Below are 16,152 nucleotides of genomic sequence, written 5' to 3' on the forward strand. Positions count from 1 at the left end.
ACTGACCGACACCGCCAAGGAAAACACCACCCTGGCCGACCGGTTGCGCGCGCTGGACTATGAAGTGACCCACACGGTGATCCGCTCGCCCATCGACGGCATGGTCCAGGGCCTGAGCATCGCCACGGTCGGCGGCATTATCCAGCCAGGTGCCAAGATCATGGAAGTGGTGCCGCTCGACCAGCCGCTGCAGGTCGATGCGATGATCCCGGTACAGGCCATCGACAAGATGGTGCCAGGCCTGGCCGTAGACATCGCCTTCCCGGCCTTCAACCATGCTCAGACGCCGAACATTCCGGGGCGGGTGAAGACCATTTCCGCCGACCGCCTGCTCGACGAAGAAAGCAAGCAGCCGTTCTACCTGGCCCAGGTGGAAGTGACGCCAACCGGCATGGGGCTGCTGGGCAGCAACCATATTCGCCCCGGCATGCCCGCCACCGTCACCATCAAGACCGGCGAACGCAACCTGCTCAGCTACCTGCTCAAACCCATGCTCGAACGCGTAGACGCCGCGTTCAAGGAGCAATGACATGAAACGCCCATGCCTGCTGTTGTGCCTGTTGGGGGTGGCCGTTCAGGCCAGTGCCATGGACCTGAAGGAAGCCTGGGACCTGTTGCAATACCAGGGCCCGATCTACCGCGCCGCGGTGCATGAGAAACAAGCCGGCGGCGAGAACCGCGCCATCGGTGAGGCGGGCCTGCTGCCGCAGATCAACGCAGCGGCCTACTTCAACAGGGTCAATGGCAGCCAGCGCCAGAATGGCCAGGACAACGACCTGGACTACGACTCCAAAGGCGCCAACGTGCGCCTGCGCCAGCCGCTGTTCAACAAGCAGAAGATGGCCGAGTACCGCCAGGGTCAGCAACGGGCCGACTATAGCGTGGCGGTGTTCGATGCCAAGAGCCAGGACGCCGCCGTGCGCCTGGCCGACGCCTACTTCGATGTGCTGCTGGCCAGCGAAACCATCACCCTGGCCAAGGCCAAGTTGAACGCCTTCGAAGAGCAACTGGCCTCGGCAAAGCGGCGCAAGGAGCTGGGGGCCGGCACCATCACCGATGTCGACGAATCGGTGGCCCGCCGTGACCTCGCCGAAGCCGACCTGATCGAGGCCCAGGACAACCTGATCAACGCCCGGCGCAAGCTGGAGGAATACATTGGCGAAACCCCGCAGTCGCTGACCACTTTGCAGCCAGGCTTCGCCACGCCGCCGCTGATGCCGGGCAACCTGCAGGACTGGCTGGTGAAAGCCCAGGCCGACAGCCCGCTGATTCATGCGCGCCGGCACAACTACGAGCTGGCCGAAGAAGAAGTCAACCGCGCCCGCGCCGGGCACTACCCCACCCTGGATTTCGTGGCGGGCTATACCGCTGGCAGCAGCCAGTCGATATCCGAGTTGAACCAGCGCAACCACTACAGCTCGATCGGGCTGGAGCTGAACATTCCGCTGTACAGCGGCGGCAGTACGAGCGCCCTGACCCGTCAGGCCAGCGCCAACAGTTCCAAAGCCCTGGACGAACTCGACGCAACGCGCCAGGAGGTGATTTCCGACACCACCCGCGAGTACCGTGGCGTGCAGAGTGGCGCCTTGCGCGTTCATGCGCTGGAAAAGGCCGTGGCCTCCAACGAACGCTCGCTGACTTCGACCCGCAAGGGCTTCAAGGAAGGCGGCACCAGCACCAATTCGGACGTGCTCAACGCCGAGGAACTGCTGTATGACGCCCGCCATGATCTGTTCGAGGCCAAGTTGAACTACCTGATGTCACGGTTGCGCCTGGCCTCCTCGGTGGGCAGCCTCGGGGATGACGATATCGAACAGGTCAACAGCTACCTGGGGCCGGAACTCATGGTGAGCAACTGACGCTGACTTCCCATAGCTGCGACGCATTTCTTCGCGCTATGATCGGTCACCCTTGCCGCGGACGTCCTGAACCATGCCCGTAGACCTGCAAGCCTTGTACCCCAGGCTGATCCACCTGATGCTGGATACGGTGTTCGTGGTCGACAGGGACAACCAGATCGTCTTCGTCAGCGATGCCTGCGAAGTGTTGCTGGGCTACAAAGCCTGCGAACTGGTTGGCACACCGATCACCGACTACATGCACCCTGACGACCTTGCAGCCACGCGCGCCTCTATTGTGCGGGTGATGAACGGCCAGGCGCACTACGACTTCCGCAACCGCTATGTACGCAAGGACGGCGGCGTCGTGCACATCCTGTGGGCAGCCAGCTGGTCCGAAGAGGCTCAAGCGCGTATCGGTGTGGCGCGGGACGTGACCGCCTTGCGCCAGGCCGAAGATGAACTGCGCTTCCTCGCCCATCACGACCCGCTGACCCGGCTGGCCAACCGGGCCATGTTCAATGAACGCCTGGACACCGCCCTTGCCACGGCACGGCGACACGATCACACGCTGGCGTTGCTGTTTCTGGACATCAACGACTTCAAGGAAATCAACGATGTGCACGGGCATGCCGTGGGTGACCGGGTGCTGTGCACGCTTGCACGGCGGCTGGAAGGTTGCGTAAGTGAAACCGATACGGTGGCGCGCATGGGCGGTGACGAGTTCACCGTGCTGTTGACCGACTGCCCATCGCCAGAGGCCATCGCCGAGCAGGTAGCCCGTATTCTCGCAGCCATGGCCGAGCCACTCGGCATGGAGTTGTCCGGCATCGACGCGCCCTCCTGCAGCATCGGCGTGGCGTGCTTCCCTGAAGATGGCCACGATGCCGACATGCTGCTGCGCCATGCCGACGGGGATATGTACCGGGTCAAGCGAAAACACACAGCGACCGGGTAACGATACCCCCTGCGCTTTGGCACCGGGCCTGCATCAGAGGTCTACCGTGGCCGACAACTGCAACGCCCTCGGGTAACCCGGCGATATCGCGCCGTACGAAGCTACGCCCGACCAATACTCGCGGTCGAACACGTTCTGCACCGTTGCCCGGAATGTTGTAGGGCGGCCATCGATCCGGGTGGCATAGCGCGCCCCAACGTCGAACCGTGTCCAGGCATCGAGTGCCTGGGTATTGGCCTGGTCGATGTACTGGCTGTCGGTATAGATAGCACCACCGGTCAGCGTGACGCCCTCAGCCCAAGGTGTATCCCACTCCGCCCACAGGTTGGCCTGCACGTCCGGCACGCCGACCGCTTCGTTACCCTTGTTGGCGGGGGTTGCCGAATCCGTCAGCTTGCCGTCCAACACCGTCACGCCGCCCAGCAACCGGGTGCCCGGTGCAACCTCACCGAACATGCTCAGCTCGATACCGCGGTTACGTTGCTGGGCCTGGACCGAGAAGCGGCGGTCGGCGCCAAGCTCACCGCTAGGTTTTTCTATCTGGAACACCGAAACTGTGGTCATGAACGTGTTGTGTTCGTACTTCACACCCAGCTCGTGCTGTTTGGTCTTGTAGGGTGCAAAGGCATCACCGCCATTGGTTGCCGTGTCCGGTGCGATATCGCCTTTGCTCAAGCCTTCGACATAGTTGTAGTACAGCGCGACGTTTTCCCACGGCTTGACCACCACGCCTACGACGGGGGTAATTGCACTGTCGTTGTAGCGCGTGGTGAACACCCCCGCTGTGTAGTTGCGCGACTCGATTTCCTGCCGGCGCACCCCCAGCGTCAATTGCACGCGGTCGTCGAGTACCGACAAGGTGTCTGTCAGGGCAACGCCGGTCAGCTCGGACTCAGACACCCGGCTCACCTTCGGCGCAGCGATGTATTGCTTGGGCACATCCACCGGGTGATAGATGTTCGAAACGATCTCCTTGCCGAAGTTGATGCCGCGTGACAGCTCATCCTGGTAGCGGGTAGCCATCGCCGTTACCGTATGATTGACCGCTCCGGTTTCAAACAGCGCACGCAGCCCCACATCGGCGGTGGAACGATCGACGTTGAACTTGTAGTAACCGGGGGTGTTGCTGGTGTCGCCCGCCGCATTGAGAATTTTCGGTACTTGGTCGGACATCCGCGCCACATCTGCCCTGCCGCCACCGGCATGTGCAAACACCGTCAGTGAGTCACTGATGTCATATTCTCCACCCAGCAACGCTGATTGTTCGCGGGTATTCGACCAGCCCCAGTCCTGCGGCAGGTTGGTTCGACCACTGGCGGCAGAGGGCACACCGAAGCCAGGCGCTACGGTGAAGGGCCGCGAGGCGGCATCCCAACGCTCTTTCTGGCTGATGAAGTCCAGGTTCAGGCGCAAGCGCTCACCTTGATAGTCCAGGGCGATGGCGCCAATGTCCAAGGCACGCTGCTGGTCATCGATAGCCGTGTCGCCCTGGGCGAGGCTGCCGTTGAAACGCACGCCCCATTGCCGCTGGTCCCCGAAACGGCGGCTGATGTCGAGGTGGCCACCCACCTGGGTGTCAGAGCTGTAGCTGGCGGTGACACGCGTCAAATCCTCGGCGAGCGCGCGTTTGGGCACGATGTTGATCACGCCGCCAACGCCGCTGTTCGGGGAAATACCGTACATCAAAGCCCCCGGCCCCTTGAGCACTTCTACCCGCTCGGCATATTCGGTGAACACGCGGTAATTGGGTGCAACCCCGTACACACCATCGAACGCCAGTTCGCCCAGGTTGCCTTCACCCACCGGGAACCCGCGAATGAAGAACGAATCGACGATGCCACCCGTTTGCCCGGTAGAACGCACAGAAGGGTCACGCTCCAGGGCATCGGCCACGGTAACCGTCTGCAGGTCGGCGAGGGTTTTTGCGGTGTAGCTGGTAACGCTGAAAGGCGTATCCATCACGTCCTTGTTGCCAAGCATGCCTAGCCGCCCACCCCGCGCAACCTGCCCCCCGGCGTAGGCTTCAGGCAAGGTTTCGTGGCGTATGCCATTGGCTTCGATGGTGGTAGCGGCCAGCGTGAGGCTATCACCACTGCTTGGCTGGCGGATCAATTGATAGCTGCCGTTACTCAGCTCCACCAGCTCAAGGCCGCTGCCGGCAAGCAACTGGGCGATACCATCCCGCGCCGAATAGGCGCCGCTAAGCCCGGGGCTGTGCAGGCCATCGGTCAATGCCGGTTCAAACGAAAGCGCAACGCCGCAAGCCAGCGCGAAACTGGACAAGACCCGCCCTAGCGGGCCCGGGGCAATCTGGTAAGTGCGGATGGCCACCGCGTCCAGGGGCTGCGCGACAGCTGGCAGCAACTGGCCAACCCCTGCCACCAGAACTGCGCCAAAAAGGGAGCCGCGCACAGCAACAGCTAAAGCACGCTTACGGAATGGACGACTTGCAACAGGCATGAAAGGCGGGTCCTTCTGGCTGGGAATGGAAGTGTTCATTCCTGTTGCCAGCCGAGATTGAAAAAAGTATCACCCGGGTAGCCGTTTTTTTTGCTGTACCTTGCATTTCAGGGCTGCGCGGGAGAAAGCAGGGTCCAGTAGCCATTCATGTGCGCGGAGACCTGCAAGGCATAGGTCGACTCCAGCATGCTCAGGCTGCGCCTGGTATCGCTGACCGGAAAGGCCCCCGAAATGCGCAGGCCGGCAATACGAGGGTCGCAGCGAATGAAGCCCCGTTGGTAGCGCGCCAGCTCGGCCACAAATTCGTCCAGCCGCATGCTGTCTGCCAGCAGCATGCCTTGGGTCCAGGCCGTTGCAGTGAGGTCGACCGGCATGGGCCGGCCGACCTTGTGCGCATTGAAATCGACCCGCTCGCCGGCCTGGACAACGGCGCCTGCATTGGCGCCTCCACCGGCGGGTTCGATACGAACGGCCCCTTCGACAACGGCCAGCCAGGTGCGCCCATCCCGCTCTCGCACACTGAAGCGAGTACCCAAGGCTTGCATGCGCCCTTCCCGTGTTCCCACCCGTAGGGGCCGCGCCGGGACCACGATGTCGGGCGCAGTCTGCACCAGGATTTCACCGCGGCGCAGTTGAATGAAACGCTCGTTGCCATCGAAGCGGATGTCGATTGCAGAGTCGGTATTGAGGTAGACCTGCGTACCATCGGCCAGGGTGAGCTGGCGGCATTCGCCTACGCTCGAGCGATAGTCGGCGGCCCAACCATGTTGGTCGGTCAGCCTCCAGCTGGCCCAACCTGCCGGAAGCACGGCCAGCAGCAACGCCACCCGGCTGATCATCGCCCGACGGCCGGGGTCGGCCGGGCGGTCGAGTGCCGACATCGACAGCGCCGGCGGTAGACCTTCCAGCCTGCCCATCAGCCGCTCGGCACGCTGCCAGGCCTGCGCACGCGCCGGGCTGCTGCTGCGCCAGGCCAACCAGTCGGCCCGTTGCGCCTCGGTGACATCACCGGCACTCAGGGTCATCAACCACTCGGCCGCTTCTTCAAGCACTTCGGTATCCGCCGGGCCGGCACGCTGGACATCGACCATCTAGTCGACCAGCCTCAAGCACTGGAGAAACGCCTGTTTCATGTAACGCTTGATGGTGATGAGCGATACCCCCAGCTGCTCGGCAATGGCTGCGTACTTCATGCCGCCCAGCTGGGATAGCAGAAACGCGCGCCTGACCAACGGCGGCAAGGTGTCGAGCATGGCATCTATCTCGTGCAGGGTTTCCAGAATCAGCAAGCGGGCCTCGGGCGAAGGCACCTCGGGTTCCGGCAAGTGTTCAAGGGCCTTGAGGTAGGCACGCTCCAGCGATTTGCGCTGGCACCAGTTGGCTAGGATGCCGCCTGCGACACAGCTCAAGTAGGCGCGTGGCTCGTCAAACACCACGGTCTTCGAGGCCAGAATGCGCGCGAAGGTATCCTGCACCAGGTCGGCTGCATCCACCGCGTTGCCCAGGCGCCTGCGCAATCTGGCATGCAGCCAGCCTTGGTGGCCGTTGTAGAGTGCCTCTACATTGCGCAGGTGATTGTCGGAGCCAGGTAGCACGTCGCTCATGGGGGCGATTCTGTTTGCGCAAGTGAGAATTGTTTTCAATATTAAGGTAGCGTTTCAACACAACGCAAGTTCAACTACCGGGACACCACCATGTCTGACCCTGAAAGCACCCTGCTCGACAGTTGGCAGCACAACGCCCAGGCCTGGATCGATGCCGTGCGCAGCGGCGCCATCGAGAGCCGCCGGCAAGTCACTGACCAGGCCATTCTGCTGGCCATCCTCGGCCGTCAGCCCGAACGGGTACTTGACCTGGGCTGTGGCGAGGGCTGGCTGCTGCGCGCGCTGGACGACCGTGGAATCGAGGCTGTGGGCGTCGATGGTGACAGGGCTCTGGTGGATGCCGCACGTGCTGTGGGCGCCGCCGAGGTGCACCTGGCCAGCTACGCACAATTGGCCGAGGGCCAGGTTTACGTGGGCAAGGGCTATGACCTCGTTTGTGCCAACTTTGCGCTGCTGCACCAGGACATCATCCCGCTGCTGGCGGCAATGAATGACCTGCTGGTGCCGGGCGGCGCACTGGTGATCCAGACGTTGCACCCATGGAGCGTGGCCGGTGGGGATTATCAGGATGGCTGGCGGGAAGAATCATTTGCCGGTTTTGCAGGGGATTGGCAACCGATGCCGTGGTACTTCCGTACCCTGGCCAGCTGGCTGAATGCGCTGGACATGGCAGGGTTGAGGCTGGTCAGCCTGCAGGAGCCACAGCACCCGCAGAGTGCGGTTCCGCAGTCGTTGTTGCTGGTGGCTGAGCGCCGCTGATGCATACACGGTCGGTGTAGGAGCGGCCTTGTGTCGCGATGGGCCGCTAAGCGGCCCCAGGTTCTGTGTCGCGGCATCAATTTTTGGGGCCGCTTTGCGGCCCATCGCGACACAAGGCCGCTCCTACACGTTGGGGTCAGAGGACCGGCTTGCGCGCCGCGCCGCTACGGGCCTTGGCCATGGCCGCCAGGCGCACCGCGACGTTGGCCGCGCCGTAACCGGCATAGCCCCCCTTGCGCTGGATGATTTCGAAGAAGAAGCGCTCTTCGAACGGTTCGGTGTACACGTGGAACAGCTCGCCGCCCTGGGCGTCGCGGTCATACAGCACGTTGTAGTACGCCAGCTCGCTGAGGAACTCGTCGTCGAAATCGAAGCGCGCCGCGAGGTCATCGTAGTAGTTGAGCGGGATTTCCAGCAGCGGAACCCCGGCCAGCTTGGCCCGTGCCACCTCACGGAAGATGTCATCACAATCGAAGGCGATGTGGTGTACACCCGACCCCCGGTAGCTGGACAGCGCATGGGCAATAGCCGTGTTGCGGTTTTCCGAGATGTTCAGCGGCAGGCGCAGGGTGCCGCACTGGCTGCGCAGGGCGCGGCTCTTGACCAGGCCATACGGGTCGGGCAGCACCACTTCATCGTCGGCGGCAAAGTCGAACAGGCTCTTGTAGAACAGCACCCAGCTGTCCAGCGACTCGGCCGGCAGGGCCAGCGCCATATGGTCGATGCGGCGCAGGCCGCCAGTGGCAGTGGCGCTCTTGTCCAGGCTGAAATCGGTGTCGTACAAGGTGTGGCCAGCAGTGCCCTGCTCCACCAGGTACAGCAGGCTGCCGTCCGGTGCACGTACCGCGGGTACTTCGCACTCGTTGGGGCCGACCAGGCCACGGAACGGCTGGCCACGGAAGGCGGTGGCGCGTTTCAAGGCGGCTTGCGGATCCTTGACCCGCAACGCGGTGGCGCACAGCGACGGGCCGTGGGCCTCGAAGAAGTTGTGGCCGAAGGAATACGGTTCGGCGTTCAGGACAATGTTGATATCGCCCTGGCGCAACAGTTGAACGTCCTTGCTGCGGTGCTTGCCGGCTTCGGCAAAGCCCAGGCGCTTTAGCCAGTTGCTCAGGCGCGCGCCGACGGCTTCGTCGACCGCGAACTCGAGGAACTCCACCCCATCATAGGCGCTGGCCGCCGGCGGGGTGAACAGCACGCCAGGTTCGATCGGCGTGTGTTCCTGCTCCAAGCGCAAGCGGGTCTGTTCTTCGAGGTACAGCAGCGAACGCAAACCGTCGGCGGCATTCTGCCGGGTCGGCGCGGCGCGGAAGCCGTCGTTGAAAATTTCCAGCGACAGCGGCCCACGGTACCCCGTGGCAAGGATCGGCGCGAGGAAGCCGGCCATATCCATTTCGCCCTGCCCTGGGAAGCAGCGGAAATGGCGGCTCCACTCCAGCACATCCATGGCCAGGATCGGCGCGTCGGCCATTTGCACGAAGAAGATCTTGTCGCCTGGGATGTCGCGGATCGCGCTTGGGTCGCCCTTCAGCGACAAGGTGTGGAAGCTGTCAAGGATCACCCCGAGGGCCGGGTGGTCAGCCTGGCGCACCAGGTTCCAGACTTGCTGATAGGTGTTGACGTGGCGGCCCCACGCCAGGGCTTCGTAACCAATGCGCAGGCCGCGCTTGCCGGCATGCTCGGCCAACAGACGCAAGTCGTCGACCAGCAGTTGCTCATCACCCAGGGCATCGGCCTGGACGTTGCTGCACACCAGCACCAAGTCGGTACCCAGCTCCTGCATCAGGTCGAACTTGCGCTCGGCGCGGTCGAGGTTTTTCTGCAGGCGGTCGCGGCGGCAACCTTCAAAATCACGAAACGGCTGGAACAAGGTGATGGCAATGCCCAGGTCGGCACACATCTGACGCACCTGGCGCGGGCTGCCAGCGTAATAGAGCAAGTCGTTTTCGAAGATCTCGACGCCGTCAAAACCGGCGGCGGCGATGGCTTCGAGCTTTTCCGGCAGGGTGCCGCTCAAGGACACGGTAGCGATCGAACGCTGCATGGCGGGAGTTCCTTGTTGTTAGAAAATTACGGTGCCGGTCAGGTAGAAACCACGGGCACAGTTTATGGCACGATCGATTATTCGCAGGTAAAGTCCTCGCTTCAATTCATTTGTACGGAATGGTTAGTTTTGCGTTCGATTATCGCACAAAACCCGTTTTGGCGAATTGCTAGACCGCTGGCCCGTGGTCAACATGAACCACAGATGCAGGTACACCGACCGTTGCCTCCTGCCTTGGCATAACCTCTGGCGGAACCTGCGCAAACAACAATAACAACGGAGACAACGATGGCTCACTCCAGCTCGCAAGCAAAGAAAGCGACCGCCAGTGGATGGATAGGCTCGGCACTCGAGTACTACGACTTCTTCATCTATGCCCAGGCCGCTGCGTTGATTTTCCCGCAGATCTTCTTCCCCAATACCGACCCGAAAATGGCCATCATCGCCTCGTTGGCCACGTACGGCGTGGGCTACCTGGCGCGCCCGGTCGGCGCCTTCGTGTTGGGCCACTGGGGTGATACCCGCGGCCGCAAGAACGTCCTGCTGCTGTGCATGTTCCTGATGGGCCTGTCGACCATGGCCGTAGGCCTGCTGCCCACCTACCACGACATCGGTTACCTCGCACCGGCCTTGCTGGTGGTACTGCGCCTGATCCAGGGCTTTGCCGTGGCCGGGGAAATCTCCGGGGCCAGTTCCATGATCATGGAGCACGCGCCATTCGGCCGAAGAGGTTATTACGCCAGCTTCACCCTGCAGGGCGTGCAAGCGGGCCAAGTACTGGCGGCGGCGGTGTTCCTGCCACTGGCTTACTTCATGCCTAGCGAAGCCTTCACCGAATGGGGCTGGCGCATTCCGTTCCTGATGAGCGCCATCGTGCTGATTGCCGGCTTCATCATCCGTAAGGAAGTGCACGAAACCCCGGCGTTCGTGAAAGAAGAGAAACAGGACAAGGTTGCCAAGTCGCCAATCAGCGAAGCTTTCCGCCACAGCTGGAAGCACATGGTGCTGGTGATGTTCATGGCGCTGATGAACGTGATCCCGGTCGTGGCCACCATCTTCGGTGCCGCCTACGCGGTGCAGCCGGCGTATGGCATCGGTTTCGACAAGAGCGTGTACCTGTGGATCCCGGTAGTGGGCAACATCGTCGCGGTGCTGGTGATCCCGTTCGTGGGTAACTTGTCGGACAAGATCGGCCGTCGCCCGACCATGATCGCCGGCTGCCTGGGCTCTGGTCTGCTGGCCTTCGTCTACCTGTATGCAATCAGCATCCAGAACGTGCCAATGGCGTTCGCCGCCTCGATCGTGATGTGGGGCATGGTGTATCAGGGTTACAACGCGGTGTTCCCAAGCTTCTACCCAGAACTGTTCCACACCCGCTACCGCGTTTCGGCCATGGCCATCGCGCAGAACATCGGCACCATGCTGACTGCCATGCTGCCGGCGCTGTTCGCACTGGTTGCCCCGCCTGGCTCGGACAATATCCCGCTGGTAGTCGGTAGCCTGGCGTTCTTCATCACCTGCGTGTGCGCCTTGGCGGCCTACATTGCCCCGGAAACCCACCGCCTGGCGATGGAAGACCTGGGTAACCCAGCGGCCAAGCCGATGGAGAAGGAAGCGTATGAAGCTAGCCGTAAAGGCAGCTTTCAGGCAGTGAGCCACTGATAGACCGCCGGGGCCGCATTGCGGCCCCGGCATTGTCAGCCTTCAACCACTTCCTGCAAGCGCGCCCAGAGCCGCTCGACATCCCCCCGCTCAGTCGGCAACGCACCAACCGACACCCGCACCATCCACCGCCCATCCAGCGTCGCCGGCGTCACATACGCATCCCCAGACGCATTCAACCGCTCGGCCCAACCCTTGGTATGCGCATCCAGCGCTTCCCCTTCCAGCCCCGCCGGCCGATGGCGAATGCACAAGGTCTGCAATTGCACCGGCGCCAGCACTTCCCACTCTGCTTTAGCCCCCACCTGCCCTGCCAACCACTGGGCATTGTCCAGGTCACGCCGCAGCCGCGCCTGCAACGCGTCAACGCCCTCGCTGCGCAGCATGAACCACAGCTTCAGGGCGCGGAACCGACGGCCCAACGGGATCCCCCAGTCACGCAGGTTCTTCACCTCGCCGTCGACCGACGACTGCAGGTAGCTGGGGTTGGTGCTCATGACCCGGATCAGGTGCTGCGGGTCACGGACGTAATAGATCGAGCAATCGAAGGCCACACCCAGCCACTTGTGGGCATTGACCACCACCGAGTCGGCCAACTCGATGCCGTCCCACATCCAGCGGCACTCGGGCAGAATCATCGCCGAACCTGCCATGGCCGAGTCAACATGCAGCCACAGGCCATGGGCCTGGGCAATTTCGCCGATCGGGCGCAACGGGTCGAGGGCAGTGGTCGTCGTGGTGCCGGTGGTGGCAACTACGGCGCATGGCTGGTTACCGGCGGCCAGGTCTTGCTCGATCGCCGCCTGCAACGCCTCGGGGCGCAGCGCGTAACGCTCGTCAGTGGGGATAAGCCGGATGTTGTCGCGGCCAAAACCGGCCAGCAGCGCGGCCTTGTCCACCGAGCTGTGGGCATGGGCGCTGACATACACGATCAAAGGCTTGGCTTCAGCCTGCAGGCCACCGCGTACCAAGGCGTAATCGGTGGCGCGTTCACGGGCGCTGATAAGCGCTACCAGCGTGCTGGTCGAAGCGGTGTCCTGGATGACCCCGCTCCATTGTCCAGACAAGCCAAGCAGTTGGCGCAGCCAGTCGAGGGTGGTTTCTTCCAGTTCGCTCAGGGCCGGGCTGGATTGCCATGACAGGCCCAGCACACCCAGGCCGGTGCTGAGGAAGTCCCCCAGTACCGAGGACAGGGTGCCGTTGGAGGGAAAGTAACCGTAGAAATCCGGGTGCTGCCAATGAGACAGGCCAGGCATCACCAGCTGGTTGACGTCGTCGAGGATGGCCTCGAAGGGTTCGCCTTGCTGGGGCGCGGCTGCGGGCAAAGCGGCCTTGAGGTAGCCAGGTTCGACCTGGGCCATGACCGGGCGTTCGCCGACGGTTTGGCGATAGTCGGCGATCAGGTCGATCAGTTGGTGGCCGTATTGGCGGAATTGTTCGGGGGTCACGTGGGGGCTCCTTTGGGTGATCCACTGCCACCCAGTCTAGGCACCCGTGCCCAACCGAATAACCCCACGTTGTGCATACCTGCTATGGCGAACCCGCATGCCCGCCTTGCACGCCGAACTGCGACTGGCGCCACAGCTCGAACACGCGGTTGCGGAACCAGCGGTGCTCGGCCGAAGCCTGCAGCCTTTGGTGCCACACCACCCAGTAGCGCTGGCTGTGGTCGATGAAGCCAAGCGGCCGCCAGGCCAGGTCATGCAAACGGCATAACTGCCGGGCGATGTGCTCGGGAACCGTGGCCACGGCCTGGCTGTTGGCAATGACTTTAACGGTGGCGGAAAAGAACGGCACTTCCAGGCTGACCCGTCGCTGCACCCCCTGTGCACGCAGGTGGCGGTCGATGAAGCTGTCCTTGTCGCCACCGCCGGAAATGCGCACATGCTTGTGCGCCAGGTAGTCGGCCTGGCTGAGTGCAGCATGCGCTGCCAGCGGGTGGTCGTGGCGCATCAGGCACACGGCGCGGTCTTCACCCAGCAAGCGCCCATGCAGGTTGGGTGGCGACTCGTCGAACAAGGTGGTAGCCAGGTCGATTTCGCCACTGGCCAGCAAGGCATACTGGCCAGCCTGCCAAGTGCGGTACTCCAGCGATACGCCTGGTGCTTCACGCTCCAGCGCCGCCACCAGCAACGGCAGCATGTGTTCGGCTACATAGTCAGAGGCCGCCAGGCAGAAGCGCCGCTCGCAGCGTGCCGGGTCGAACACTGCGGGCTGGCGCAGAGCGTGAAGTTCTTCGAGGACCTGGCGCAGCGGTTCAACCAGCGCTTCGGCGTGTTCGCTGAGTACGTAGCCGCGGCCTTGGCGCACCAGTAACGGGTCGTCGAAGGCTTCGCGCAGGTGGGCTAGCTGCCGGCTCAGGGCCGACTGGCTGACACCCAGGCGCTCGGCAGCGTGGCTGAGGTTTTTCAGCTGCAGCAGGTGGTCGAGGGTACGCAGGTGGGCGAGGCTTAGGGAGGCGAAGGTGGGGTTCATCGAGGGTTCGGCTCCAGACCGCAGGCGAGGGCTTTGCCCTCGTTTCGCGACACAAGGCCGCCCCCACAGGGGAATGCATAACCTGTGTGGGAGCGGCCTTGTGTCGCGATGGGCCGTAAAGCGGCCCCGTTACGCAGATCAGTCAGTCAGACCAACGTACACGTTCTGCACGTCATCGTTCTCGTCGATCGCCTCGAGGAACGCTTCAACCTCAGCCAGTGCTTCAGCACTCAGGCTGGCTGCGCTTACCGGGTTTTTCGGGGTGTAGCCGATTTTTGCCGAGGTGACGGTGAAGCCCTGTTCCGGCAGCGCCTTCTGCACTGCGTCCAGGTCGGTGGTGTCGGTGATGAACAGGGTCGAGCCCTCTTCTTCACCTTCCTCGAAGTCCTGGGCACCGGCTTCGATGGCGGCCATTTCCGGATCAGCGTCAGCGCTTGCAGGGGTGGCTTCGATCAGGCCTACATGGTTGAAGTCCCACGCTACCGAACCGCTGGCGCCCAGTTGGCCCTTGCGGAACAGCACACGGATTTGCGCGACGGTACGGTTGATGTTGTCGGTCAGGCACTCGACGATCAGCGGTACCTGATGCGGTGCGAAGCCTTCATAGCTCACCGCATGGTACTGCACGGCATCGCCGTCCAGGCCAGCACCCTTGCGAATTGCCCGGTCCAGGGTCTCGCGGGTCATCGAAGCCTTCTTGGCTTGCACGATGGCCAGGCGCAGGCGCGGGTTCATGTCGGGATCGGCACCCGACTTGGCAGCGATCTGGATTTCCTTGGACAGCTTGCCCATGATCTTGCCTTTGGCATTGGCTGCTGTTTCTCTATGTTTGGCTTTCCACTGTGCGCCCATGTCGACTCTCTTGTTTCAGCGACCGGTTCAGGAAGCGACCGGCCAAAAGTGGGTGCATTTTATACGCCCTCAGGCATGGGATCGACAAGAAATCTCATCAGCCTTTATCGGCCTTGCCCGCCGCCGCCGCAAACCGCGCCAACCGCACATCCAACCGGCGCGGGCGCAAACCGCGATCTTCGGCGTGCTCCTTGCGGCGAATGGCATTGCGCACCAGCAGTGAGCCCAGGTAGCGGATCGGCTCGGGCGGGAACAGGCCCAGCGGCCCTTTGACCAGTGGCGAGCGGGTCCACGGGTTGTCCAGCCCCAGCGCCAGCGACGAAAGAATCTGCCCGCCCATATGGCACGGGCCAACGCCGCTGCCGGAGTAACCAAAGCCGTAGAACACGTTGCCCTGCCCGTCCAAGCGACCAAAGAACGGCAAACCGGTCACCGAGCGGTCCGACGGCCCGTTCCAGCTGGCCGCCAGTGGCACCTCGGCCAAGGCCGGGAAAAACCCGCCAAGGCTTTCGCGCAGCAAGGGGCGGTACGGCGACGGCTGGTCGAACACCGGCAACATGCGCCCGCCGTAGGCGAACGTGTTGCCGCCCTTGCCGAGCATCAGCCGGCCATCGGCGGTGTTGTGGTAGTAGTGCACGAAAATACGCGAGTCGAGCACGCTGATACCGCTGTCCAGGCCGATCTGGCTCAACAGCTCGGGGCACGGTTCGGTAATCACCATGTCGCTGGAGACAATCGCCACGCTGCGCTCGAACTGCGGGAAGGCCCGCGCCATCCAGGCATTGAGGCCCAACACCACGCGGTCGGCGCGCAGCGTGCCATGGGCCGTGCGCACCTGCACCGGGGCGCCATGCTCCAGGCCAGTCATGGCGGTACCCTCAAAGATACGCACGCCACGCTGCAAGGCCACCCGGCGCAAGCCACGCACCAGCTTGCCCGGCTGCACGGTGGCGGCGGCCGGCGAGAACCAGCCTTCCAGATGCCGCGCAGAACCTGCCAGGCGCTGCACCTGCTCCAGCGGCAGGCGGCGGAACGAGTTGATACCCTTTTGTTCCAGCGCGGCGATGACGGCATCGGTGGCACCCACCTGGGCTGCATTGGTGGCCGTGTACAGCGTGCCGTCCAGGCGGTAGTCGCAGTCGATGCCATTGGCTGCGCAGAACGCGCCAATGTCGCCGATGCTGCGCTCCGACTCACGCACCAGGCGTACCGCCTCGGCCACCCCGAACAAGCGTTCGAGGGTGAAGTACTTGGCCGACCAGGACAAGGCGCAACCACCATTGCGGCCACTGGCACCGGCGCCGCAGATGTCGGCCTCGATCAACACGATATCCAGGGCCGGCACCGCCTCCTTGAGCATCAGTGCCGTCCATAGGCCGGTGTAGCCGCCGCCCACGATGCACACATCGCAACGGGCATCGCCTTGCAGTGGCGGGCACACCGCCTCCTGCGTCGATTCCAGGGCCTGTTGCAGCCAGAAGGGTCTCATTCGCTCGCTTT

Annotated in this window: 13 protein-coding genes; 5 read left to right on the forward strand and 8 right to left on the reverse strand. The window is 63.1% G+C overall.

All coding sequences use genetic code 11. From position 1 onward, the window contains the following. The 3 genes from APH42_RS17875 to APH42_RS17885 form a co-directional block, all read left to right on the forward strand. Positions 1–529 (forward strand): HlyD family efflux transporter periplasmic adaptor subunit (locus APH42_RS17875; RefSeq protein WP_156352819.1); only part of this gene is annotated, 529 nt, incomplete at its 5' end. Position 530: 1 nt separating this feature from the next. Continuing rightward, on the forward strand, positions 531–1,859 hold the full coding sequence (locus APH42_RS17880; RefSeq protein WP_012272977.1) for a TolC family outer membrane protein: 1,329 nt from the start codon (positions 531–533) through the stop codon (positions 1,857–1,859). Between the two features lie 73 nt (positions 1,860–1,932). Further along, positions 1,933–2,796, forward strand: a complete 864-nt coding sequence (locus tag APH42_RS17885) for a sensor domain-containing diguanylate cyclase (protein WP_012272978.1) — start codon at positions 1,933–1,935, stop codon at positions 2,794–2,796. Between the two features lie 33 nt (positions 2,797–2,829). On the opposite strand, the gene APH42_RS17890 is transcribed toward APH42_RS17885, so the two are convergent. From APH42_RS17890 to APH42_RS17900, 3 genes are all read right to left on the reverse strand, one after another. Further along, the gene (locus tag APH42_RS17890; protein WP_082421420.1) at positions 2,830–5,256 is read right to left on the reverse strand and encodes a TonB-dependent receptor; all 2,427 of its coding nucleotides are present in this window, start codon (positions 5,254–5,256) and stop codon (positions 2,830–2,832) included. 107 nt (positions 5,257–5,363) lie between these two features. Next, entirely contained in the window at positions 5,364–6,347 is a 984-nt protein-coding gene (locus APH42_RS17895) for a FecR domain-containing protein (protein WP_060493910.1), read from the reverse strand. Then, positions 6,348–6,860, reverse strand: a complete 513-nt coding sequence (locus tag APH42_RS17900) for a sigma-70 family RNA polymerase sigma factor (RefSeq protein ID WP_012272981.1) — start codon at positions 6,858–6,860, stop codon at positions 6,348–6,350. Between the two features lie 90 nt (positions 6,861–6,950). On the opposite strand from APH42_RS17900, the gene APH42_RS17905 reads away from it, so the two are divergent. Further along, positions 6,951–7,619: a bifunctional 2-polyprenyl-6-hydroxyphenol methylase/3-demethylubiquinol 3-O-methyltransferase UbiG gene (locus APH42_RS17905; protein ID WP_060493911.1), complete on the forward strand. Its 669-nt coding sequence runs from the start codon at positions 6,951–6,953 to the stop codon at positions 7,617–7,619. A 136-nt stretch (positions 7,620–7,755) separates the two neighbouring features. Here the strand turns inward: APH42_RS17905 and quiC are convergent, their stop codons facing one another. Then, a complete protein-coding gene (gene quiC, locus APH42_RS17910) occupies positions 7,756–9,663 on the reverse strand; it encodes a 3-dehydroshikimate dehydratase QuiC (RefSeq protein ID WP_012272983.1) in 1,908 nt (635 codons plus the stop codon). A gap of 288 nt (positions 9,664–9,951) precedes the next feature. Between quiC and APH42_RS17915 the strand changes: the two genes are divergently transcribed. Next, entirely contained in the window at positions 9,952–11,325 is a 1,374-nt protein-coding gene (locus APH42_RS17915; RefSeq protein ID WP_012272984.1) for an MFS transporter, read from the forward strand. Between the two features lie 35 nt (positions 11,326–11,360). On the opposite strand, the gene APH42_RS17920 is transcribed toward APH42_RS17915, so the two are convergent. From APH42_RS17920 to APH42_RS17935, 4 genes are all read right to left on the reverse strand, one after another. Continuing rightward, positions 11,361–12,773 (reverse strand): DOPA decarboxylase, encoded by a 1,413-nt coding sequence (locus tag APH42_RS17920; RefSeq protein WP_060493912.1) that lies wholly within the window; start codon positions 12,771–12,773, stop codon positions 11,361–11,363. Between the two features lie 82 nt (positions 12,774–12,855). Continuing rightward, a complete protein-coding gene (locus APH42_RS17925; RefSeq protein ID WP_060493913.1) occupies positions 12,856–13,800 on the reverse strand; it encodes a LysR family transcriptional regulator in 945 nt (314 codons plus the stop codon). A 138-nt stretch (positions 13,801–13,938) separates the two neighbouring features. Continuing rightward, a complete protein-coding gene (locus APH42_RS17930; RefSeq protein WP_012272987.1) occupies positions 13,939–14,652 on the reverse strand; it encodes a YebC/PmpR family DNA-binding transcriptional regulator in 714 nt (237 codons plus the stop codon). A gap of 97 nt (positions 14,653–14,749) precedes the next feature. After that, positions 14,750–16,141, reverse strand: coding sequence for an FAD-dependent oxidoreductase (locus APH42_RS17935; protein WP_012272988.1), 1,392 nt, complete (start codon positions 16,139–16,141; stop codon positions 14,750–14,752). Positions 16,142–16,152 lie beyond the last annotated feature (11 nt).

The sequence above is a fragment of the Pseudomonas sp. NBRC 111140 genome (assembly GCF_001320885.1).
Taxonomy (GTDB): Bacteria; Pseudomonadota; Gammaproteobacteria; order Pseudomonadales; family Pseudomonadaceae; genus Aquipseudomonas; species Aquipseudomonas putida_P.